20 protein-coding genes and 2 pseudogenes are annotated in these 23,034 nt (G+C 70.0%); 17 read left to right on the top strand and 5 right to left on the bottom strand.

From position 1 onward, the window contains the following. The first annotated feature begins 7 nt into the window (after window positions 1-7). The 16 genes from HUV60_RS12360 to HUV60_RS12285 all read left to right on the top strand — a co-directional run bounded on the left by HUV60_RS12360 (window position 8) and on the right by HUV60_RS12285 (window position 12,413). On the top strand, window positions 8-622 hold the full coding sequence (locus tag HUV60_RS12360; RefSeq protein WP_257851210.1) for a TOMM precursor leader peptide-binding protein: 615 nt from the start codon (window positions 8-10) through the stop codon (window positions 620-622). Beyond that, entirely contained in the window at window positions 619-2,280 is a 1,662-nt protein-coding gene (locus HUV60_RS12355; protein WP_257851212.1) for a nitroreductase family protein, read from the top strand. The genes HUV60_RS12360 and HUV60_RS12355 overlap by 4 nt, the downstream gene beginning before the upstream one ends. Further along, entirely contained in the window at window positions 2,277-3,032 is a 756-nt protein-coding gene (locus HUV60_RS12350) for a nitroreductase family protein (RefSeq protein WP_257851213.1), read from the top strand. The genes HUV60_RS12355 and HUV60_RS12350 overlap by 4 nt, the downstream gene beginning before the upstream one ends. A 31-nt stretch (window positions 3,033-3,063) precedes the next feature. After that, a complete protein-coding gene (locus tag HUV60_RS12345; RefSeq protein WP_257851214.1) occupies window positions 3,064-3,249 on the top strand; it encodes a thiocillin family RiPP in 186 nt (61 codons plus the stop codon). Window positions 3,250-3,282: 33 nt separating this feature from the next. Beyond that, a complete protein-coding gene (locus tag HUV60_RS12340; protein ID WP_257851215.1) occupies window positions 3,283-3,456 on the top strand; it encodes a thiocillin family RiPP in 174 nt (57 codons plus the stop codon). Between the two features lie 19 nt (window positions 3,457-3,475). Continuing rightward, complete coding sequence (locus tag HUV60_RS12335) at window positions 3,476-3,661, top strand: thiocillin family RiPP (protein ID WP_257851217.1); 186 nt, start codon at window positions 3,476-3,478, stop codon at window positions 3,659-3,661. Window positions 3,662-3,731: 70 nt separating this feature from the next. After that, window positions 3,732-3,914 carry a thiocillin family RiPP gene (locus HUV60_RS12330; RefSeq protein ID WP_331461984.1) on the top strand — a complete coding sequence of 61 codons (183 nt, stop codon included), beginning with the start codon at window positions 3,732-3,734 and terminating at the stop codon, window positions 3,912-3,914. 64 nt (window positions 3,915-3,978) lie between these two features. After that, a complete protein-coding gene (locus HUV60_RS12325) occupies window positions 3,979-4,161 on the top strand; it encodes a thiocillin family RiPP (protein WP_257851218.1) in 183 nt (60 codons plus the stop codon). Window positions 4,162-4,327: 166 nt separating this feature from the next. Further along, window positions 4,328-5,455, top strand: a complete 1,128-nt coding sequence (locus HUV60_RS12320) for a hypothetical protein (protein ID WP_257851219.1) — start codon at window positions 4,328-4,330, stop codon at window positions 5,453-5,455. Window positions 5,456-5,478: 23 nt separating this feature from the next. Continuing rightward, the gene (locus tag HUV60_RS12315; protein ID WP_257851220.1) at window positions 5,479-7,956 is read left to right on the top strand and encodes a lantibiotic dehydratase family protein; all 2,478 of its coding nucleotides are present in this window, start codon (window positions 5,479-5,481) and stop codon (window positions 7,954-7,956) included. Between the two features lie 2 nt (window positions 7,957-7,958). Then, window positions 7,959-8,831: a thiopeptide-type bacteriocin biosynthesis protein gene (locus HUV60_RS12310; RefSeq protein ID WP_257851221.1), complete on the top strand. Its 873-nt coding sequence runs from the start codon at window positions 7,959-7,961 to the stop codon at window positions 8,829-8,831. A 154-nt stretch (window positions 8,832-8,985) separates the two neighbouring features. Continuing rightward, on the top strand, window positions 8,986-10,017 hold the full coding sequence (locus HUV60_RS12305) for an ABC transporter ATP-binding protein (protein WP_257851222.1): 1,032 nt from the start codon (window positions 8,986-8,988) through the stop codon (window positions 10,015-10,017). Continuing rightward, a complete protein-coding gene (locus HUV60_RS12300; protein WP_257851223.1) occupies window positions 10,014-10,775 on the top strand; it encodes an ABC transporter permease in 762 nt (253 codons plus the stop codon). Before HUV60_RS12305 ends, HUV60_RS12300 begins: the two co-directional genes overlap by 4 nt. A gap of 77 nt (window positions 10,776-10,852) precedes the next feature. Next, complete coding sequence (locus tag HUV60_RS12295) at window positions 10,853-11,293, top strand: hypothetical protein (RefSeq protein ID WP_257851224.1); 441 nt, start codon at window positions 10,853-10,855, stop codon at window positions 11,291-11,293. Continuing rightward, entirely contained in the window at window positions 11,290-11,607 is a 318-nt protein-coding gene (locus HUV60_RS12290) for a winged helix-turn-helix domain-containing protein (RefSeq protein ID WP_257851225.1), read from the top strand. Before HUV60_RS12295 ends, HUV60_RS12290 begins: the two co-directional genes overlap by 4 nt. 500 nt (window positions 11,608-12,107) lie before the next feature. Beyond that, window positions 12,108-12,413 carry a hypothetical protein gene (locus HUV60_RS12285; protein ID WP_257851226.1) on the top strand — a complete coding sequence of 102 codons (306 nt, stop codon included), beginning with the start codon at window positions 12,108-12,110 and terminating at the stop codon, window positions 12,411-12,413. Window positions 12,414-12,530: 117 nt separating this feature from the next. Here the strand turns inward: HUV60_RS12285 and HUV60_RS12280 are convergent, their stop codons facing one another. The 4 genes and pseudogenes from HUV60_RS12280 to HUV60_RS12270 form a co-directional block, all read right to left on the bottom strand. Further along, the gene (locus HUV60_RS12280) at window positions 12,531-15,008 is read right to left on the bottom strand and encodes a helix-turn-helix domain-containing protein (RefSeq protein WP_257851227.1); all 2,478 of its coding nucleotides are present in this window, start codon (window positions 15,006-15,008) and stop codon (window positions 12,531-12,533) included. A gap of 163 nt (window positions 15,009-15,171) precedes the next feature. After that, window positions 15,172-15,540: pseudogene (locus HUV60_RS33890) on the bottom strand (TniQ family protein); the annotation flags it as partial. Further along, window positions 15,537-16,679 carry a TniB family NTP-binding protein gene (locus tag HUV60_RS12275; RefSeq protein WP_257851228.1) on the bottom strand — a complete coding sequence of 381 codons (1,143 nt, stop codon included), beginning with the start codon at window positions 16,677-16,679 and terminating at the stop codon, window positions 15,537-15,539. The pseudogene HUV60_RS33890 and the gene HUV60_RS12275, both read right to left, overlap by 4 nt. Beyond that, window positions 16,676-19,702 (bottom strand): TnsA-like heteromeric transposase endonuclease subunit, encoded by a 3,027-nt coding sequence (locus HUV60_RS12270; RefSeq protein ID WP_257851229.1) that lies wholly within the window; start codon window positions 19,700-19,702, stop codon window positions 16,676-16,678. Before HUV60_RS12270 ends, HUV60_RS12275 begins: the two co-directional genes overlap by 4 nt. A 248-nt stretch (window positions 19,703-19,950) precedes the next feature. Between HUV60_RS12270 and HUV60_RS12265 the strand changes: the two are divergent. Next, window positions 19,951-22,075 (top strand): annotated as a pseudogene (locus HUV60_RS12265) (MMPL family transporter); the annotation flags it as partial. Here HUV60_RS12265 and HUV60_RS12260 read toward each other — a convergent pair. Then, complete coding sequence (locus HUV60_RS12260; protein WP_257851231.1) at window positions 22,068-22,913, bottom strand: TetR/AcrR family transcriptional regulator; 846 nt, start codon at window positions 22,911-22,913, stop codon at window positions 22,068-22,070. The pseudogene HUV60_RS12265 and the gene HUV60_RS12260 sit on opposite strands and share 8 nt — an antisense overlap. Between the last annotated feature and the right edge of the window lie 121 nt (window positions 22,914-23,034).

Genomic DNA, 23,034 nt, shown 5'->3' with positions numbered 1-23,034 from the left:
GTGCGACATGAACCGTGAACTGCTCGTCCTCGCTTCGGATGCCTATGGCAAGGAGGTCGCGCGGCGTCTGGAGCGCGTGTATCCCGTAGCGCTCCAGGAGATCGACGGCGGTACGCATCCGAGCCTGTGGCCGCATGCCGACCTGATCGTGCTGGCGACCGCTCAGGAACGGCCTCGTATTGCCGAGGCCCTGGACCGTGCGGCGTTCGCGTGGCGCGTGCCGTGGTTCGGCGTCCACTCCACCGTGACCGAGGTCCAGTGCGGCCCCGTCGTAATCCCCGGCCGGACCGCTTGCCACCACTGTTTCGTACGTCGCCGCGACCAGCACCGGCGTCCTGGGCACGGCGCTGCCGCGTCCGCCGATGACCGCCACCCCTCCGGATACCCAGTCCACCACGTGGGCATCGCCGGAGCATTCGCCCACCAGGCCGTGGACGAGGTGTTCCGCGCTCCGGCGGGCGAGGGGCTCGGCGGGACCGTACGCAGGTTTGACCAGATCAGCGGAGCCACGAGCAGATCGTCGGTGGTCGCAGTGGACCGCTGTACGCGCTGCCGCGGGCGAGCCACCAGCGACGAGCTGTGGCGCACGCTCGCCTCGGTCGAAGGAGGGTCGACCCAGTGACTGAACAGCCCATGCTCACGGCCGATTCGATCGGCGCCGCTGCCCGGTTCGATCCGCAGCTGCGGATTCCCCGCAGGCCTCGGCTCCGCCGGGGCCTGGTCATCAGCACCGAGCCGGACCAGGTGGTGGTGACCGGTACGCCGAAGAAGCAACTGTTCCGGGGCAGGTCCGCCGCCGACCTGTTGCCCGCCCTGCTCGACCTGCTCGACGGGACCCACACCCATGGGGACCTCGCGGTGCGGCTCGGGCGCCCCGAGGAGATCGTGTTCAAGGCGCTGTCACTGCTGTGGGCCTCCGGCGTGATCGAGGAAGGCCCGCCCGAGGCAGGGACGGAGACCGCACCGGTGGCGGGGGAGGTCGACGACCGGCTCGCCGACTTCCTGTCCCGGGTGGGCAGCGCCACCGAGGCCAATGCCTCATGGGAACAGGCAGCCGCCCGACTTCACCACACGTCCGTCGAGATCTTCGGTGACCCTGGCCTGACGGTGCTGCTGGAGGAGGAGCTCAGCGGCTCCCTGCCCGTACGTCGTGGCGAAGGTGGGCTGCCCTTGGAAGGGACGACCCTCGCGGTATGGGCCGAAGCAGCGGACCGGACAGAGGATGAGCGTGACGGCGCCGCGCTCGCGGACCACTGCTGGGAGAAGGGCCTTCCGCTGCTCCGGCTGCGGGTCCACGGCCGCAAGGCCGCCCTCGGCCCGCTGACCGACCCCCGCATCACGCCCTGCCTGGAGTGCCTCTCCGCCGAGGACGCCTCCGACGAAAGGACAGCTGCGCCCGGCGACCACCGGCTCGCGGCCGCTCTCTTCGCCCGCGACCTGTTCGCCATGGTGTCCCGTACGACGCCCTCGCCACTGCCCATGCGCTGGCGAGTCGTCGACCTCGAGACACTGGGCCACCAGGATGCCTCCTCCGCGACCCGGCCAGGCTGTCCCCGCTGCTCCGCCGCCGAAGCCCCGGCCGGCACACCTCTGGAGCGGGCCTCGCTGGCTACCCGGTTCGAGGCGTCGGTCGCGATGCCGCCTAAGGAATTCGCGGACCTCAAGGCGCACCAGATGCACTACAAGCCGTCGAACCTGGCCCTCCAACGAGTCTCCCGCACCTGGCCGGTCGCCCAGGCCGTGGAGCTGCCCCCGCCCGCGCACCACCGCCTGGACACCGGCCGGCCGGCCGTCCCGGCAGCCCTGGACGCGGCCGCGGTCTCCCTCCTCCTGTCCGTCACCGCCGGCATCAAGGCCGACGAAAAGGACAAGGTGGCCCGGTGGACGGCCAGCGGCGGCAACATTGGTTCCGTCACGGCGTACGCGGTGGTACGGGACATCCTCGGGCTGTCCCCCGGTGTGTACGGCTACGTGGCCACTGAGCACCGCCTTGCCCGGCTGTCCTCCGGCACGGGTGAGGTCACGGGAGACGCCCCGGTGACCCTCGTACTGACCGGCGACTTCCCCAAGGTGGCCCGCAAGTACTCGGCCTTCGCACTGCGCATCGTCCTACTGGACAGCGGCTGCGCCCAGGCCACCGCCCGGGCCGCGGCCCACACCCTCGGCATCGGCCTGGCGCCGCGCCCCCACTGGGACGACGACGCCGTCGCCACCGCGCTCGGGATCGATCCCGATGTCGAACCGATCACCGCGGTCATCGACCTGGGAGGCAGCAAGTGAGCAGCCCGCACGACCTGGCAGCCGATCTGATCACTGCCCTGCGTTCCCCGGCACCGGCCCCCGTGGACGGGGACTCCACGCGACCGCGGCTGGCGAGCCCCGGCCCCGTACCGCTCGGACCGCCCGTCAGGTTCGAGCAGGCGGAGGGGCGGGACCCCAGGGCCTCCCTCCTCGCGACCCTTGAGCGTCGCACCTCGACCAGGATCTTCGATCCCAGCCCGGTCGCAGCGTCCCTCCTCGCCGAAGTCGTCGCGAGCGGCATCGACGCGGACCGGGCGACCTGGCCGGACGAGCAGGAGCGGTGCCCGCTCCAGACCGACATCGTCGCATTCCGCCTCGATGGCCTGGAACCGGGCATGTTCTGCCTGGACTCCGGCGACCGCGCATACACCCCGGTGGCCCCGCTGCCCGCGCCGGAAGCGCTTCATGGCCTTACGCTCCAGCGGGAGTTCTGCGATGCGGCGGCCATCATCTCCATCGCTGCCGACCTCGACCGGGTGAGCCGCGGCCACGGGGCGCACGGCTACCGCATGCTCATGGGCCGCGCCGCGGCCGCCGCGTACACGATGTGGCTGGACGCCGTCGCGGTCGGCCTCGTGGGCACGGTCTTCGCGGGCTTCATCCCCGCGTCGGTGCGGCAGCCGCTCCGCAGCGACGGCGCGGCCCGCCATCAGCTGTTCGCTCTCGCCCTGGGTGGCGCCGCCGAGCTGCCGCCGCCCCACACGCTCCCGGGGCCGGCCGGCCACCGGTGACCGCCGAGAGAACAGAAGGGAGGTATATCGCATGAGCGACTTCGGCTCGACGGAGCTCGATCTGCACCTGGTGGATCCGGGTGACGAGGGGCTGTTCGTGGAGCAGGTCCCCGAGGGAGTGGCGCTGGGCACCTTCAGCACCGCCTCCACCGCCGGAACCGCGAGCTGCCCGGCCAGCACCGCGGGCAGCATCATGACCGCCCAATGCTCGGGCTAGTAGCCCCCGACTGCAGCAGAAGGGGGATTCCCCATGGCTGACCTGGAACTGTACGTCCTCGACGACATGCTCGAGGACTCCCTGGAGATGGAGACCCTGGCGGACGGAAACGCGCTGGCGTCGGTGTCGACGGCCGGAACCGTCGGCAGCGCCTCGTGCCCGGCCACGTCGGCGTCCTCGTTCACGTCCTTCTCCAGCTACACCTGAGCCGCCCCGGAGGCATCCGATGAGCGACATCACCATGACGGAGCTCGATCTGCACCTGGTGGATCCGGGTGACGAGGGGCTGTTCGTGGAGCAGGTCCCCGAGGGAGTGGCGCTGGGCACCTTCAGCACCGCCTCCACCGCCGGAACCGCGAGCTGCCCGGCCAGCACCGCGGGCAGCATCATGACCGCCAACTGCACGGGCTGACGAAGAGCACTGGCAAGTCGTCAGCAGCGCTTGGCGCATCGCAACACCACAACAAGAGAGGAGTAGATCAGTGAACGACATCATCGCCACCGAGGAGATGTTCGACCTGTACGCCCTCGACGGTGAGCTCGCCGTCGAGGAGCTGCCGGAGGGCAACGCCCTCGGCAGCTGGTTCTCCGCTTCCTCCGCGTCGACGGCGTCCTGCCCGGCCACCTCCGCCGCCAGCGTGGGCTCGGCCTCCACCTTCGGCTGATCGCGCCGCAGGTGCCATAGCGCACCACAGCACGGTCACCACTCACACGAAAGGAGTGACAAGCATGAACCACGACCTCACGACCGAGAACCTCTTCGACCTGTACGCGATGGACGATGAGCTCACCGTCGAGGAGCTGCCGGAGGGCAGCGCCCTCGGGTCCTTCGCCAGCGCGACATCCGCGAGCTCGGCGTCCTGCCCGGCCTCCTCCGCGTCGAGCTTCACCACGGCCTCGACCTACGGGTGACCGGGCACGGCGGGCGGTGCCGTACCGGCTGACACCTTCGGCACCGTCCTGCCGGCGTCGGACCAGAAGGTCCTCGCAATTCCGCATCATCCTGCCCTGCAGGGCCGGGGTCAAGCGGGTGGCTACCACCCGCTTGACCCCGGGTGCTGCCCGTACAGGAGGAACAGTGATCAGTTCACCGCCCAAGCTCCGGGAGGGACTGGAGGTCATCCGTGGAATGGACGACATTCCGCTGATCTTCGATCCGGTCTCCGGGCACTACCACCGCATCACGCGCTCCGCCGAGGCGCTGCTCGGGTACCTGGACGGCACCCGTACCCGTGACGATCTCGTGGCGTACTTCTCCGAGAACGCCCGTGTGGATCAGGCGCGTGCCGATGCGTTCTCGCGGCAGCTCGACACCTTCCTTGCGGGCCTGGAGCGCAGTGGGCTGCTGGAGGGATCTGAGCAGACCGAACAGGGCACTGGTGCCAGTCCCAGTGCCGGCGGCAAGCGGTTCCGCACGTCCATGCTGATGCCGCGCGTCGTGCTCACTCGCTCGCTGCCCACCGTGCTGGAGCCGGTGGCCCGTGTCCTGCGCGCCTTGCCCGCTCGCCTCATCGTCGTGCTCGCTACGCTGGGTGCGGTCACCGGGTATGCGTTCGGCTTTCACACCCTCTTCACTGGCACCCCTGGTCTACGCGACCTGGCGGGCCCGGCGTTCCTCATCGCGACGGGCGTCATGCTGCTGATCGTCCTCGCGCACGAGAGTGCCCACGCGCTCGTCGCCCAGTACCTCAAGGTGCCCATCCGGGGTCTCGGGGTGGCGTTGCTCTTCTACTTCATGCCAGTCGCGTACGTGGACCGCACAGACGCCTACCGCCTCCGAGGGCGCGGCGGCCGGGTGCTTCTGGCCATGGCGGGCGTGCTGAGCGACGGCTGGTTCTGCGGCGTGGTGGGGCTCGTGGCGCTCAACTCCAGCGGCCTCGTCCAGCACACGGCAGCGTTCTTGTTGGGTATGCAGATGTTCCTGCTGATCGTGAATCTCAACCCGCTGATGCCCAGCGACGGCTACACCGCCGTGGAAGCGGCAGCCGGGCTGACGAACATGCGGGGCAGGGCGTTCACACTGCTGCGCCACACCATCAGGAGGCAGCCGCTGCCCGAGCACCTCGCACGCTTCGGTACCGGCGCCCGGCGCTGGCATGTGACGTACGCGCTGGCCTCGGTCGCATACGGCTGTTTCTTGGCGTACGCGATGTTCCACACGATCCCGCTCTCGGTGGATCTTGCCTTGTCGGTGGTGGGCCGGTGACGAAGAAGGCGATCGCATCCTCGATGTCTCGCACTGTCTCGATCTCCCCTCTCCTTCTGACCCGAGTGGCGGGCCTTCCGGCGGACGCCCTGGACCTGGTCGCGTCGACCACACGCAAACTCCTGGACGAACTAGCCCGTACGACCGCCGAGTCGGGTGAACTGGCAACCGGCATAGCGGACATCTTCTTCGCCCTGGTCCCGCAGCTGGAGGACGACGTGCCGCTGCGGCGCAAGGTTCTCGCGGGCAAACGGGCGGTTAACCGGCTCGACCCGCTCCCGTGGGACGACACCGTCCTGGATGCCGTCCGCCGACGCCTCCCCGGCCCTGAGGCTGTGGCATGTCTCGACGCCTGGGTACGGCTGGCACGGGAGCGTCACGACCTGCTGGATCAGCTCGGCGCACGGCTGGCCGAGGACCGTGCCGAAGCGGTCCGCCACCTCCACGCGGCCCTCGACGTGCCCGGCTTCGCCGAGTCCGTCGCGCTCGCGGCGCCCGACTGGATCCGGCACTCCGACCGCAAGGAGCGCTCGGCCAGGAAACTCAAGACCCTGTACTCGTACGTCATCCGCGCTGCCGTCAAGACCAGCCCTTTCTCCGGCCTGACCACGGTCGGTGAGGCCGGGACCACCGGTGAGGGCCGGGCCCGCAGCCGCGTCTCAGCCACCCCCACCTACCTGGCCTTGAGCCGCCTCGCCCGCGACGAGCGGACGGCGGGGCGGCTGCGCTACCGCGTAGCGCCGATCCGCCGGGGCACCCCCACCGAGCCGGACGGCCTGCTGCTGCACAGCGAGGTCGTCACCACCGAGGGCGTCGTCTGGCGCCACGACCGCGCGATCGAGGCAGACCACAGGGCGCGGGCGCTGGCGGGGTTCAAGGCAGTCGATGCCGAGGTCCAGGAAGCCGTCGCTCTCGAGGAGCTACTTGTTCACCTCGGCGGGGCCCGGCCCTTCGCGCGGTTCCGGCGCCTCCTAGACGCGGGGTTCATCCATCCGGTGCCGCCTTGGCGGCGCGGCGATGACCCGTTACCTGTCCTGGCTGCGCTCGTGGCCGGCAAGGACGCCCCGATCACGGAGACCGACCTGGTCCGCGCACACGACCTGGGTGCCCATGCCCACCGCAAGACCGTACGGAACCGGATCGCGGCCGCCGGCGACCTGCAGACCCTGACCGGCGGCTGGAGCGAGCACCGCGACCCGGGCGAGCGGAAGCCCAGTGGCCTCATCTACGAGGACCGGGAAACCGACCTGGCACTCTCCGACCCACTGGCCGCGCCCGCCGTACGCGCCGACCTCACCACGCTGGGTGAGCGCATGCGTCCGTACATCTTCCGCTCGCACTTGTACGACTTCCTGCTGGACGGCTTCGTCGCCGAGTACGGGCCCGGCGGCGTGTGCCGCGATCCGCTCGGCTTCCTCATGCGGCTCACCGTGGACCGCGACGCCAATCCTCCGCTCGAACGTGCCCTGTACGCCGACATAGCCAGCCGCGAGAACCCCGGGGACCGGGCCTGGCTGCCGGTCGGGCCGACGAGCGCACCACCGAACGCCGGGGTCTTCTTCCAACTGGAGGCCGACAGCGCGGACGACTCTGCGACCGGCCGCCACCAACTGGTTGTCAACCAGTTCGGGGCCGGCAGTGGCGCGCTGTTCACCCGTTTCGCCCGGCTCTTAGGCGACGGCTTCCGCGACCGCCTCACCGACCACGTCCAACGCTCCCGAGCCGGGGTGCGCTGCCGTGAGCTGGTGGTCTGGACAGACTGCAACACCGTGCAGGCCGAGTGCGGCGGCCTCCTCCCGCCGCTCGTGCTGCCCGGTGAGGTCGGCGCGCCCGAGTCCCTCGCGCCCGGCGCTCTCACGCTCGACGACACCGTGCTTGTTCACGATCCCGCCACCCGCACCCTGTCCCTCTTCGACCGCGACGGCGAACCTGTGGGCCTCGCCTACCTGGGACTCATCCCGCAGCACCTCCTCCAATCGTACGTACGTCTGCTCGCGGTGCTGGCCGACCCCTGGGTCAACGGCTCCCCGCACTCCGACTACACGCTGACGCAGGCCAACCGGCTCCGCGCCCACTGCGGCGAGGAGGTCGTGGCCCTGCCCCGGGTCACGGACGGCCCCGAGGGACGCCTCGTCACCGCCCGCGCGTCCTGGATCGTGCCCGCCGACGCTCTGCCCGAAGGACAGGACGACCTGGAGCTGGCCGTCCGCTGGGACGAGTTCCGGCGCGAGCACGGCATGCCTGAGGAGGTCTTCGTCCACCAGCTCGGCAGCGGGGGATTCGGCCTCACCCAGGACCGCAAACCCATGTGGGTCTCGCTGGGCTCGCCCCTCTCCGTCGGCGTCCTGCGGCACTGGCTGAGCCCGTCGACCCGCCACGTCCGAATAGTGGAGGCCCTGCCCGCGCGTGGACGGCAACCGCAGCGCGACCATCTCGGTCGCCCCCGGGTCACAGAGCACGCGGCGCTGCTGTCCTGGCCCAAGGAGTACGAGGAGCAGTGACGATGACGACCACCCTCCCGCATGACTCCGCCCACCGAACGGACTGGTGGTACGTACGCGCCTACCCCGGTCACCCGGACCTCATGGACGAGGCGACCAGGGTCCTGGTCCCCTGGCTCGCCGCACATGCCGCACAGGAGACCGCCTCCGCGTGGTTCTTCACCCGCTACTGGGACATGAGCGGCCACCACCTGCGGCTCCGCCTGGCCTGCCCCCCGGACGGTGCGGACCACGTCCATGACCGGCTGCCCGAACTCGTCGAGCTACTGCACAACCTGTCCGCCCCAACCCTCGCCGAGCGCCTCGTGCCCGGCTCCGTGCCCCAGGGCCTACCCCTTGTCAGACAGACCCGCTGCGCCCTGTACGCGCCGGAGCTGGCCAAGTACGGAGGCTCCGCCGGGGTGCGGCGGGCGGAGGCGCTGTTCACCGCATCCAGCCGCCTCTACATCGAGCAGCAGATCGGCACCCTGGAGCCGCTGTTCGCCCGGGCGGCCCTAGCGGTCGCCCACATGAGCTCCCTCGTGCGGGCGGCGCTCCCCGACCAGGAGGCGCAGTCCGCGTTCTGGACGGCCCACCGACGCCAGTGGGGCCGCCAGCTGGCCATGTGCGCACCGGACCAGGACCAGCGCCGCCACCTCCTCGCACGCGCGGCAGCCGGCGTGCACGCGGCGCCCCTGGAGGACCGGCACCGGGAAGCCGTGCGAAACCACGTCGCCGCGGCCGTTCGTACCCTCGACGGCGCGGCGGCGGACGGTAACCCCGTCCCGCGCCCCGTCCTCCTTCTGCACTACCTGCACATGGACATGAACCGCTGGGGCTTCGTACCCGCCGAGGAGAGCCTGCTGGGCATCCTGGCGTCAGCCGGTAGTCGCTAGCCGGCCCGAGTGGCACACGCTACGTCAACTCCTTTACAAGCCAACCGTGTTCCGTATCAGCACTTACTTGCAGACTCGGCAAGTGGATGCCATGATAGGAACCATGCGTGACTCGGCGAGTTCTCAGCAGCACCAACGAGAGGCTGACTCGGATATGCCCGAACTGGACACCGACACCACCGCACCCGTTCCCGAGGCCGACATACCGCGGGACGCGGCGATCCGGCTCGCCGCCGTCACCAAGCACTACCCCGGTCCCCACGGCACCGCGAGGACCGCGACGGACAGGATCGATCTGGCGGTTGGCCACGGTGAGATCTTCGGCCTACTCGGACCCAACGGTGCCGGTAAGACCACGACCATCGAGATGCTGGCCGGTCTGCGCCGCCCCACCTCCGGAGCCGTGCGCATCCTGGGACTCGATCCCGCGGCCGAGCGCGACGAAGTGCGCCGCCAGGTCGCGATCCAGCCCCAGCAGGCCGCGCTCTTCGAACAGCAGACTGTCGCCGAACTCTTGCGAGTCTGGGCCTCCTTCTACCCGGACCCCGAATCCCCCGACGCCATCATCGAGCGCATCGGCCTCACCGACTCCCGTGACGTCCGCGTAGCCAAGCTCTCGGGCGGACAGCGCCAGCGCCTCCTCGTCGGCACAGCCCTCATCTCCCGCCCCCGTGTCCTGATTCTCGACGAGCCGTCCACCGGTCTGGATCCCAACGCCCGCCAGGAACTCTGGGCCGCCATCCGCAGCCACCGCGACGGCGGCGGCACCGTCCTGCTCTCGACCCACTCCATGGAGGAGGCCGAGACTCTCTGCGACCGGGTGGCCATCCTCCACCAGGGCAAGGTCGCCGCCTGCGGAGCGCCCCAGGAGCTCATTGCTCACTACGCACCCGAACGCGAGGTCCACTTCACCGTCGCCGCCGGCACCGACCTGACCGCCCTGCGCACCACGGAAGGCGTTACCCACGTGGAGTCCCACGACGCCGCCGACGGCACCCGCGTGACCGCACGCACCCGCAACTCCGACGCCGTGCTCACGCAGTTCACCGGCCCCCTCGCGGCCACCCGGATCCAGCTCAGGGAAGCGGGACTGGAGGCGGTCTTCCGTCACCTCACGGGCGTGCCGTTCCAGAACGCCGCCGAATCCGCGGATGCGGACACCGACTCGGAAGGGGCCACGGCGTGATCACCACCGCCACCCGGGAACTGGCCATGCTGCATGCCCGCGAACTCCTCCGCGAGCCCCGGTATTTCTACTTCGCGCTCTTCTTCCCCTTCGGAATGCTGGCCATCTTCCTCGGCATCGGCGCGGTCGTCCCTCAGGAGACCGGCGCCCCTGACTTCCTCCAGTTGGTCATCCCGATGGCCATCTTCCTGGCCGTCACCAGCGCCGCGCTCACCGTCACGGCCGGCCCGCTGGCCACCCTGCGCACCAAGGGCACCCTGCGTCTCCTGGGCACCACACCCGTGGGCCGTGCCCGCCTCGTCCTGACCCACATGTTCCCGAGGGTCCTCATGGTGACCGCCCAGACGGTCGCCCTGCTTGCGGTGGCCGTCGCCCTGGGCAAGGTGGAACCGGCCAGGCTGCCCGCGCTGTTCGGCATCGCCTTCCTGGGCCTGGCCATGTTCGGCGGCATCGGCTACCTCATCGGCGGCCGCATGGCCTCGCCGGACGCCGCCACCAACGTGGGCACGCTGGTCCAGCTCACCGCCCTCTTCCTGAGCGGCCTCGCCTTCCCCATGGAGCTCATGCCGGACGCCGTCCGCACCACGCTGGGCCTGCTCCCGAGTACCTTCTTCGCGGACCTCATGCTCACCCAGATGCCGAACGGCGCACCCCAGCACCCGGTGTGGCTTTCGATCCTGGTGGTGCTCGCCACCACGGCGGTGGCGGTATGGCTGGCGGTACGCACCTTCCGCTGGGACCAGGGCGAGACGGCGTAACGCGCGACGGGCAAGCAGAGACAGGGAACACAGAGACTGGACGGCCGCCCATGGCCGCAGCGGTACAGGAAGGCACCATGATGGACAAAGACCAGGCGCGCGAGGCCCTCGCCTCCGCCGACGCGGCCGCCTCGCGCATGCGGAAAGCCGGCCGCCGCCCCCGTACGGCCCTGATCCTGCTCTTGGGCGTGGTCATGATGGTCCTGACCGCAGTGTACGGCCTGCTCGTCCAGCCCAGCGTGCCGTACGCCGTCCCCGTCCTGCTCCTGCTCCCGCTGCTGGCGCTCGGCATCTACACGGCGACCCGCCCAGTCCTGCCCCGCCACTACCGCGCGCTCTACGCGGTGACCACGGCGGCCGGAGCAGGCGTCTACAGCCTGACGGTCACCATCGGCTCCGCCCGCTTCTCCGGGGAGCCCGCCTGGTGGCTGCCCGGGGCCGTTCTCTGCGGGGTCCCGTTCCTGGTGATCGGCGTCCTGGAGCGAAAGGTCGGCCGGTCCGCAGAGGATGAGCGGTGACGCACCCTCGCAAGTGGCTCGACAGCGTGATCCACGCGCCCGTGCGGTTCTCCATCGCGGCCGCACTCGCGTCGGTCGACGAAGCGGACTTCAGGACGCTCCGCGACGCCATCGAGATCACGGACTCGGCCCTCTCCAAGCAGATCGCCCTCCTGGAAGAGGCCGGATACATCAAGGTCCGTAAAGGCTTCGTCGGCAAACGCACCCGCACCTGGCTCTCCCTTTCCCCCAAGGGTCGCACAGCCCTCACCCGCCACGTGGCAGCCCTCCAAGAGATTGCCTCCGGCACCCCACCGGTGGGGGACGCGGACTGACGACGTCACAGCTCGATCACATCCTCACAGCCAGGAAAGGAACCACGCTTGAACCGATCGATCAAGCCCGCCGTGCACGGTACGGTCCTAGCCCCGTCCTCCGCAGGTCACCCGTTCGGGAAGATCAACTGATCACAGCTGGTCAGCCACCGATCAGCGCAGCGGTCCGCGGTGCAGAACCCGCCGAAGCACGATCACTTCAGGACCGTGATCCAGCCCGGAGGCTGTGCAAAGGAGTGACCCGCGGAGGACGGACCTAGCCGCCATCCCCACTCTCGACGCCCCTGAGGCCCATACCCGTGAAACGTCCTTCATCGGGACAACCGCCTCCTGCGAGCCAAAGGGCTGCGGCGGAGGCCGTGCGCCGCCGCCACTCCTGACACAGTCCGGAAGACGAGCAGAGAGATCTTCAGACTACTCAGCTCACACCCGCCGCTTCCCGTAATGGTCCGAATATTCACGGTCGTTGCCGCAGCGCGACCGGAGAGCAGGAATCAGACATGAACCGATCGATCAAGCTTGCCGTGCACGGCACGGTCCTCGCCGCCATGCTCGCCCTGGGCGCCCCGCAAGCCTTAGCGGCGCCAGCCTCGGAAGGCGCCCGCACCGAGCAGCAGCCCGTGATCTCCTCACCCGCGGCCTGGACGCCCCCCGAGGGCTACACCCGCGAGGACTCCTTCTACGGGACGGCAGCAAAGTGCCAGTCGGTGGGCAGGAGCGGTGTGACGGAGGGCAAGTGGAGCGCCTACCTCTGCGTCCAGGAACTTCCCTTCACTCCCTTCCAGGGCCTCTACGTCAAGAAGTAGCGATTCCTCGCCCATGAGGCTCCCCGCCCTCTCGTCGTCCAGGCACTGCACTGCACGGCACGGCCGACGGCGGGGGGCTCGCGGAGCTCTACACGTTGCCCCAACGCTCGGTGATCTTCACCGTCTGCTGAGCTGGTCGACGTACGGCCGGGCTACGGCCAGGACGTTCTCACCGAGATCGGTGAGGCGCATCCGGTGTCCGTACTGGCCGCGGATCAGGACCTGGCCTTGGAGGTCTCGCTCCAGATGCTGGATCTGCACGGTCAGCGCGGAAGGGGACAGACCTACGTCGCGGCAGTACGCCGCCAGGGAGGGGTAGTCCGCGACGTGGAGGAACCTGCGCAGCCGACGGCGCCCGGCGAATGTTCGCACCGCCGGCTGCAGCAGCGCGGGGAAGAGGTCCACGCCCGGCGCGTCAGGGCGCACCCAGTTCTTCCGCCGCTTCGGCCCCGGTTGCGGACGGCGCTTTGCCGCTTGGGTCCATGTCTCCCGGGGCTGTTCCGCCAATGTGTGGGCCCAGTCCTCGACAGCTTGGACGACTTGCCTGCCGAGGTCGGTGAGTTCAAGTCGGCGGCCTCGTCCCGCGCCGACCAGCAAGGGGCCCCCGAGGTCCGTCTCCAGGTGTTTGAGCTGCTGGGTGAGGGTCGACGGGTGGATGCCGTGGGTCTGGCACGCTTCGCCGAGGGTGGAGTACCGGACGACCTGGATGAAGACGCGAAGCCGACGGAGCGCGTAGGAATTGCCCAGGGTGGGCCGGATCACCTCTGGTGCTGAGGTGAACCCCTGCTGCGGGCACCGCGGCTGCCGGTTGTACTGCGCCTGGATGCCGTACTCGCGAGCTCGAGCCGCCACGGTGGTGGTGCTCATGCCGGTCTCCCGGCCGAGGTCGGCCAGCGTGCGGCGTCGTACGACGTAGTGTTCGTAGAGCCATTGCCTGTCCAGGGTTCTGCTCGGTCTGTGGGTGTGCCGCGCGATGCCGTATTCGTCGGCGAGTGCCGCCAGGGTCTTCCGGTTGATTCCCGTCTCGCGGGCGATGTCCAGGAAGGGCATCTCCTGCTGCACGTACAGGCGTTCCAGCTGGTCCTTGGAGAGCATGTGCCGTGCGACGTGAAGGCTTGTGCGCCCGCGCCGCCGTGCGCGCGGGTCGTTCACGGTGACCTTCGGTGCTGCCGGAGGGTGCTCGCTGAGGAGGTATCGCACTGTGCGCGGGTCGGTTCCGAGCTCGGCGGCGATGTGGGTGCTCGGCTGCCCGTCCCGGACCCGGCGGTGAAGGTCGTCGAGGTCGATGTCGTCAGGATCGGCCCGGGGCAGGCCGAGCCCGTTCAGTAGCTCGGCGGGCGGCTGCCAGGTGAGCGGTTCGCTGGCGAGCCGATTGCGGTCGAGGAACGTCCCGCCGGGCTGGTCGAGTGCGGTGGCCGCGGCCTGGGTCAGGACGTAGGGGAACCGTACCCGGCTGTTGCGGAAGGACTGGCTGTCGGGCGGAGGGTTGGGGATCCGGGTGTGGGGCAGACCGCTGATCTTTTCGAACAGGTAGCAGCGGGCACTGTGGTGGCGGGTTCCGGCCCCCGGGTCCATCAGGGCCCGGTGGCACAGGTCGATCCACTCGTCCTCAGGCAGCAGGGTGGTGTAGTCCAGGCGCCGCCGTCGGGCGTAGTCGATCGGAACCTCGTGGCTGTCGAGGTAGGCGGCGAGACGGATCAAGGCAAGCTGGATCCCCTCGTAGCGGGCATCGTCGCGCAGTGCCTGGAGCACATGGCTCAGCGTGGGCTGGTCGATAAGACCGCCGAGCTTCTTGACGGCCGCGGAGAGCTCGATCGTGCTGTCCACCAGCAGCACGCTGGCCGCGAGCGCGGCGGCGAGATTCTCGCGCACCTGAGGAACGGGGTTGAGACGTACGGCCCACAGCGGCCAGATCTCGCCGGGGATCTTACGAGCCCGCGCGGTCAGCTGCGAGGCCGTGGTGGCCGGGCTCGACGGGTTGGGCAGCGTGGTGCGGTAGCGCAAAGCCGTGCTGGGCCACATCGCGGGTGCGATCGCCGCCAGGTGGACGGATTGCAGCAGGGGGCTGGTGTGGCGGCCCCAGTTGCGGGTCACGGTGGGGCTGGCCCAGTAGCCGCGTTCCACGATGGCGTCGTGGAGTTCCCGCATCCGCGGGGCGGCCTGGCGGCAGTCGGCTTGCCCGAGGACGCTCCAGGCGGCGGTGGCGCCCGCGGCGGCGGTCACCGCGTAGGCCGGTGCCACACGTCCGGGGTCGACCGGCGCCCGGCGCTTGGCGTTGCTGAGGCCGCTGTTGTGCTCGCGGGCGTGGAGGTGTGCCTGGACCAGTTCTTCGGGGACGAGGCGGGACATCCGGTGCGGGGGCATGTGGAACAGGACGCGGCGGGCGATGGCCTTCATGTCGGAGAGCACTGCGACGGCGGGCTGCGGATCACGAGTGTAGACGCCGAAGGCTCCTGTGCCCTGGGTGATGACCTCGAGCAGTTCCTGCTGGGCGAGGAGCGCGGGGTGTCCGGCATCGAGCGGCAGGCTCTCGGTCTCGGAGAGCGGGTGCCGGCAGTGGAACCGAGGGGATCCGTCGGCCGGCGGAGAGCCCACGTAGTCGCAGATGCCGGGCTGCGGGATGAGCTGTGCGGCGTGGGGTCGCTTGCGTTGACGTGATCCGCACCGGGGACAGAAGTCCGCCAGGAGCCGGCGGTGGGGGAGGCAGGCGAAGGACCAGCCGAGCCGCCAGTGCAGAGGCCAGCGTCCCCCCGTTCTCCCGGAGGCAGTCCGGGCAGAAGCGTGAACCGCTGCTGGCGCTGCGCCCCCAGACGAAGGACCCGTTGATCCGACGGCGGGCGTGATCGACGATGAGGGCTCTTTCGTCGAAGTGTTCCAGTGTCATGGCGCGCAGGCGCTCGCGCGGGATCCCGGTGGTGGAGGCCATGTGGCCCGCCTCGTCCGGCAGCAGCAGTGTCATCCAGGGTGCCCAGCCCAAGGGCTGGGCACCCTCTCTCCGCAGCCCCAGGGCGACGAGCGTCTCGCCCATGGGGACCCGTAGGCGGGCCGCGATCGCTTCGATCCACGAGTCCAGCGCCTCCCCGTCATGCGGGGCGTGTCGCAGCGGCAGGGTGCGGGCGGGCGTCATGCCACGGTCTTCGCCGACGCGTTCTTCGCGGCGCGGGAACGGGGCTTGGTGGTCATCCGGCCGCGGGCGAACTTCTTCGCGAGGGCCTGGCGGGCCCGCTCCGCGGCCGCGTCCAGCTTGACCTGGTCGAGGAGGGCCTCGTCGAGGAGTTCGGCACCGGTACGGGCGGCGCGCTGGCAGCCGCGGTTGATCAGCGTCATCAGCGAGCCGATGTGTCCGGTGGTACGGACGTAGAGGTAGTCGGACAGCTCGTCGGCGAGCATGCCGGGGAACTTCCGGCACAGAACGATCCGCCTCTCCAGCGCGAGCAGCATGCTGCGCCACTCGATGCGGTGCTGTTCGTTGGTGACGGTGAACGGCTCCATCGTCAGCGGCGTCGTACGGCGCGCGGTCTGCGCGAGGGTGATGTCGCCACGCGTGCTCTCCTCGGAGTACAGGCCGCGGTTGCCGAGCTCGACGCCGATGAAGATCAAGGTGACGGGGAACTCGTACGCGATGTACTTGAAGTGGTTGCTGACCTCGGTGCCATTGCGGTCATGCCACTTGAGGAAGTGCAGGTCGTCGATGATCAAGATACGCGTCTCGCACTCCAGCACGCAGTCCAGGGCACGCTGAGCGAACAAGGCGGCCGTGCAGCTCCTGCGGCCCGGGTGCGCGTAGTACTCCAGCAACGACCGGTTGAACTCCTTCATTCCGATGTTGCTGGTCAGCCCGACCCGGCACACCGGCCACCGCTCGTGTCCGGCCGCGGTGAACGCCCCGTCCCGTTCGATCACCTGCCGGTGGTACTTCAACGCGAAGTTCAAGACCGCGGTGGTCTTGCCGAGCCCGGGAAAGGCGTCCACCGCGACGGCCCCCTTGGCCTTGTCGCCGTCCTGCTGGTTGCTGTCGACGATGTCCCACAGGTCCTCGTGCAGGGCCGTGAGCTGGGGCGTCTTGATCGGGCCGAGGTTGGCGTGCCAGACACTCCGGCGCTTCTCGTACTCCAGCAGCGCCGGCCCGCTCAGGTGCGCCTTCTGTCTGACGGTGAGCAGCTCCGGTATCTGCCGTTTCGGCGCCTCGGCCAGGGCCCTGAGGCTCTCCTTCCGCGAGAGCGTGAGGTTGTCCAGCGGCGGGGTCTCGGGGCGGGGCTGCGTCACGCGTCCTCCAGGGCGTCGGCGTAGAAGTCCTCGTCGGCATCGGGGCCGTCGAGTTCGTCGTCCTCGTCGTCATCACCGGCTGCCGGGCCCTCGTACGGCTCGGCCTCGTCCGTCTCCTCCTCGTTGTCCTCGTCGTCGGCGGAGTCGAGGATCCGGGCGACGGACGGCAGCGCACGGATCTCATCCTCGACGGTCGCCGGCAGGTCGAAGGCGGACTCCTCGCGGGCCTGGCGCAGAGCCAGCCGGCGCTCGGCCATCGTCAGCCCGAGTCCCAGGTGCCACCGGTCGAGGAGTTCGGCGATGGCGGTCTCGTCGTCGGGGAACGGGTATTTCTCGCCCGCGATCTTCCGGGCGATCTCGATGGCCCCCTGGCTGATCGGGAACCTCTGCGCCGGGGCGTGCTCCCACTCCAGGGTGTGCCAGCGGCGGGTGTCCGGGCGGCGGAAGTAGATGTAGTTGATGTTGTCGGGGTCGACCTGCACGGGCCACAGCCCCCTGGCCTTCGGCCCGGTGTACTCGCTGGTCTCGCCCCGGTAGCCGTCCAGGCCGGGGCCGTTGTAGCGGCACTTGCGGATCTCGATGCCGTAGTGGTGGGTCGGCCTCCACTCGGTCTTGAGGAACTCGAATCCGAGCGCCGGGTCGCGGGGGACCTCGATGTAACCGGCCCGGGCGATGCCGTGCTCGAACATGGCCGCCGGCGACAGGTTCAGCCCCGGCACGTGGGCGTCGACGAGTCCCCTGTGGTGATACGTGCAGGCCACCCATTCCCGGATGATCGCCTCCAGCTCGTGAAGGAAGAAGAACGCCTGCTCCTCCGGCCGCTCACCCCGGGAGAACAGGTCCGGGCCCTTGTAGCCAGGCAGGACCTCCAGCAGCCCCTCGCGCACGGTCTTGAAGAATCTCTCCAGCGGTCCCTTGTCCCGGCCCGTTCGCAGCCGGGCCGGCTGAATGGACAGGCCCAGCCGCTGGCAGACGGAGGTGACGTGCTCGGAGATGTAGGGCTTGCCGTGGTCGACGACGATCGTCTCCGGCACCAGAGCGGGAGAGGCGACACCGCGCTTCTGGGCCTTCTCCGGCTCCTCCTCAGCAGGTTCGAGTGCCTTCCGCTCGACGAACACGTGGTGGGGAATGCCGTGGTCGGGCCACAGTGCGTACTCGGGCCAGTCCTTGCCGGCCGGGCGGGGACGGAAGGTCTGGAACATCACCGCCGCGACGTCGATGGACGATGTGGACACCGGCGTCACCCGGAGCCCCGTGATGCAGCGGGTGTACCAGTCCATCGCGGCGGTGAGTTCGGCCTGGACCCACTTCATCGTGATCGGGTCCATGGCGAAGACGTCCAGGCGCGTGGTGTCCATCAGCAGGTACTCGCCCGGCCTCGTAGGGCGCAGCTTCCCGTACGCGCCCGGTGGCCGGGCGGCAACGTCCCGGTTGCGTTTCGTACTCAGCCGGAACGTCGGCAGCCGCCGCTCCAGCTCCTGAAGCCACCGGTATGCCGTCGCGCGGGTCGGCAGCTTCACCTCGCCCTCGCCGTGGCGGGCCACCAGGCGCGGGCCAACCGAGCGGATCACCTTCCCCCGGGTGGGCTTCGATTCCTTCCCGTGCTCGGCCATGATCTCCAGGGCCATCTCCACCCACCGAGGATCGGCCCGGCCCAGCCCTCCCATGTCACCGCCGCGATCCGGGCCGCTGTGCACGAGCCCGGCCTCCCGGTCGGTGAGGAAGGCGCGTACCCACCGCTTGATGGTGCGCACACTCACGTCCAGCTCGGCGGCTTTCATCTCATATCTCTGCATCTTGGGTACCGTGGCCGCGTACTGCGGCCGAGGCTCGCCAGGCTCCGCGAGTTCGGCGTTCCCCGACCGGAAGCCGGTCAGAACCTCGTTGACATGAGCGGCCCGCTCCCGGACCTCAGCCAGTTTTTCGTCGCTGAGCTGAGCGAACAGCACCGAGGCCGTGTCGCGATCGTCGTCCGCCTCTGGCCCCGGCCCGGTCGCGATGACCTGGGCCCGACCAGAGGAGAGCACCTCGCGCAGCGACAACCGGAACCTGCGCCCCTGGCCGTCACGGACCAGCACCTCGTTGCCGGCGGCCGAGCCGAACATCTGCTCCACCACGACGACTTCACCGTCGTACTTCAGCCTCGTGCCCACCCCGACACGTACAGCGGCCCCGGTCAACTGTCCTCCTCCGCCAGTCCTCGACGTCGTGATGCGACAGACCTGCTTGATCTGATCGACCTGCTCTTCGTCGAGCGCGGCCTCGTCCTCGGGCTCCTCGACGGGGAGGGGCAGGTCGTGTCGCCCGGCGCCGACCACCGCGGCTGTGCCTTGGCGTAGCACATGGCGCTCGGACAACGGCTCCGTCAGGTCCGTCACGAAGTGCTGGCACCACAACAGCCGCAGCACCGCTGCTCTCACCCGCCAGTCCGGGTGCCAGGGAAAGGCGCGAAACGCATCCCCCAGCGTCGCCCCGTACAGATCTGCCGCCCGGATCTCCGCGAGCAGGTCCTCGTCGAAGAGCCAGTCACGGCGATAGCCCGCGAGGAACCGTAGGTTCTCCAGCTCCGCCTCAGGCGGCTCGGTCCACACCTGGAAGTCCCAGCCGCGCGACAGGACGACCTTGCGGGCCCAGCCCAGTGCGAAGTTCGCCTTCGGCCGGGTGAGCAGATGCCGCGGCTTGACGTCCACGACCAGCGGAACGTCCTTCTCGCGCAGAACCAGGAAGTCAGGTACATGGCGGCGCCGGCGACTGTCGACGGTGGTGGACAGCAGGAACGGCTGGGCGAACACGGCCGTCACGTCCTGGTCGAAGTCGGCGTAGAGCAGCCGTGTCAGCTCGAGCCGGGACTCGTAAACGACATGGTCGCGCATGGTGGACGACCAGTACGTGCCGGAGTAGTGCTTCTGCCCGTACCGCCACCGGAACGTGCGCCACGGCGTCGACGGCTCGAATACGTCGACGCCCGCGGCCGACCAGACCAGGTCCTCGTCGATCTCCCCGTCCGTACGACGGAGACTCATCGAGACTTCGCCGACCACACGCGACATACCCCACCCCTGAGCGGCGCGAGCGGGGAGCGGAAACCCCGATCTCGATCAGCTGCGACTTCTCCACGATCAGGTTGGAGAGCGCTGCTGCATAGATCGAGACCGGGATCAGCACTACGACGAGTGAACGATCAGACGAGAGTTCATCTCACGGCCCTGTCCTTTAGGCCGGACAAAGGCCACGGTCATTGAGAAAGGGACACGCGAAATGCGAACCTACAGGGCCGCAGGGCGCGGCGCAGATCAGCCGGGACGGGCGGACCGCGTACGCGCAGGTCACCTTCGCCGAACAGGCGGACGCCGTGCCGAAGGAACTCGTCGAGGACGTCGTCGACACGGCGAAGGACGCCGCGGGTGACGGACTTCAGGTGGAACTGGGGGGCCAGGCCATCACGCGGGTCCAGGAGCCGCCCGCCGGCACGGCCGAGCTGGTCGGCGTCCTCGCGGCGGCCGTGGTGCTGTTCGTGGCGTTCGGCTCGGTGCTCGCGATGCTGCTGCCGATCGTGATCGCCGTGTTCGGCGTCGGCACCGGCATGTTCGGCACCCAGTTGATCAGCCATGTCACGAACGTGCCCGAACTCGCCTCGCTGCTGTCGACGTTGATCGGTCTCGGCGTGGGCATCGACTACGCCCTGTTCATCGTCACCCGGCACCGGCGCGGCATCCTGCGCGGCGACGACCCGGAGGAGGCGGCCGTCACCGCGCTCAACACCTCCGGGCGGGCAGTGCTGTTCGCGGGCGGCACGGTGTGCATCGCGCTGGCCGGCATGCTGGTGACGAACCTGCGCTTCCTGGACGGCGTCGTCATCGGCACGTCGTTGACCGTGGTGCTGAGCGTGCTCGCGGCCGTCACCCTGCTGCCGGCGCTCCTCGGACTGCTCGGCCACCGGGTGCTCAGCCGCCGCCAGCGCCGCACACTCGCCGCGCGGGGCCCGGAGACGGACCGGCCCACCGGCCTCGCGGCCCGCTGGGCCGCCGGCGTCGAACGCCGCCCGCGGTCCACCGCCGTCCTCGCCGTGGTCCTGATGGCCGCGCTCGCCGTCCCGCTGCTGTCGCTGCGCCTGGGCACCGTGGACCAGGGCAACGACGAGGCCGTCCACGACCACCAGGAAGGCCTACGACCTGCTCGCCGAGGGCTTCGGCCCCGGCGTCAACGGACCGCTCCAGGTGGTCGTGGACGGTGAGGCGTCCGACCGCCTGGTGAGGGCGGTCGAGGGGACCGAGGGCGTCGCCCAGGTCGCCCCGATGCCGTCCGCGAACGGCGTCACCGTCATCCAGGTCGTCCCCGAGACCTCACCGCAGGACGAGAGGACGGACCGGCTCATCGACGTCCTGCGCGAGGACGTGCTCCCCGCAGCGGGCGCCGAGGCCCACGTCGGCGGTGTGACGGCGGTGTCCAAGGACTTCGCGTCCGTGACGGGCGACCGCCTGCCGCTCTTCGTCGGCACGATCATCGGCCTGGGCTTCCTGCTCCTGCTGCTCGCGTTCCGCTCCCTGGTGGTGCCGCTGACGGCCGCCGTGATGAACCTGCTCGCGGCGGCGGCCTCCTTCGGCGTCCTGGTGGCGGTCTTCCAGTGGGGCTGGGGCCTGGACCTGCTCGGTTTCGGCAGGGAGGGGCCCATCGCGGCCTTCCTGCCGATCGTCATGCTGTCGCTGCTCTTCGGCCTCTCCATGGACTACCAGGTGTTCCTGGTGAGCCGGATGCACGAGGAATGGGTGCACACCCGGGACAACGCCCGCGCGGTGCGCGTCGGTCTCGCGGAGACCAGCCGCGTCATCAACTCCGCGGCCCTGATCATGGTGTGCGTCTTCCTCGCCTTCGTGCTCAGCGGCGACTACGCGGCCGGCATGGCGGGCGTGGGACTCGCCGCGGCCGTCGCCCTGGATGCGTTCATCCTGCGTACGGCGCTGGTACCGGCCGTGATGCACCTGATCGGCAAGGCCAACTGGTGGCTGCCGGCGGGGCTGGAGAAGCGGCTGCCGCATCTGGCGGTCGAGCCGAAGGAGGACGCCACGGGCACGCTCCCGGCCGCCCGGACCCCCGGTGAGGGGCCCGGCCCGACGGCTCCGGCCGCCTCGGTCGTGCACGGCTTCGTCCGCACCGTCGAGGGCGACCCCGTGGACGGCGCGGTCGTCACCCTGCTGACCTCGGGCGGGCGCCGGCTGGACCGGGCCGTCTCCCTCGCCGACGGCTCGTACCTCGTCTCCGTCCCGTCCCCGGGTACCTACCTGCTGGCGGTGACGGCGGCCCCGTACGGCTCCCGCGCGGAGCAGGTGACGGTGCCCGGCGGCCCGCTGGTGCACGACGTGGAACTCGCCCCCGGTGAGGTGGACGCCGTCAACTGACCGGACCGGGGTGCCCGTCGCGGCCGGCGGGCACCCTGCGGGCCGTCCCGTCGTTCCCGGCGGGTTCCCCGTGGCCCGTCCCGTCGTCGTTCCCGGCAGGGGGCCTCTCCCGCGCCTTCGCCGGGTCCGGCAGCATCCTGGTCATCCCCGGCAGGAACTCCGTGAACATGTCGTGGACCTCGCGGACCAGCGGGCGCAGGACGCGGAAACGGGCCAGGGCGACGCCCCGCGCGGTGATGCGGGCGCCGCGCTCGGCGAGACGGTAACTGCGTTCGCGGTCCTCGGTGCGGTCGAAGATCCAGTAGAGGACGAGCCCCATCTGCGCCAGCCACATCAGTTCCGGCAGCACCTCCCGCAGCTCGGCGGGCACCTTGGCCTTCGAACCGGCCAGCACGTCCCGATGGACGCTGATCGCCTCCGCGCGCGCGTGTTCCGACTCGGGCGAGAAGGGGCTGAGCGGGCTGTCCGGGTCGGCGGCGTTCTTGAAGAACTGCACGGCGAACTCGTGGTACGGCGTGGCGATGTCCAGCCATGCCTTCAGCACGCCCGCGAACCGGGCCTCCAGATCGGTCTCCCGTTCCAGGGCCTCCCGCACCGCCCGCTGGTGCTCGGCGGCGATCCGGTCGTAGAACCCCTGGATCAGGTGCTCCTTGCCCTCGAAATAGTAGTACGCGTTGCCGACGGAGACACCGGCCTCCGTGGCGATGGCCCGCATGGTCGTCCTGTCGTACCCGCGCTCCTGGAACAGCCGCATGGCCGTCTCCAGGATCAGGGCGCGGGTCTGCTCGGACTTGCTGAGTGCGGTACCGCCACCGGGACCGTCGTTCTTCACGGACACGGACAGAGAGCCTAGCCCCAGGCCAAAACGCCCCGTGCCCGCGCGGACCGCGGCCGGGCCCTGTCGCCACCTTCTCGTCGTCCGCCCGCAGGGCGGGCCCCGCGGCGTCAGTGCGTGCTCT

Source organism: Streptomyces sp. KMM 9044, from assembly GCF_024701375.2.
Lineage (GTDB): Bacteria > Actinomycetota > Actinomycetes > Streptomycetales > Streptomycetaceae > Streptomyces.
Note: the sequence above shows the minus strand (reverse complement) of the source record. Positions and strands in the feature narration are given on the sequence as shown.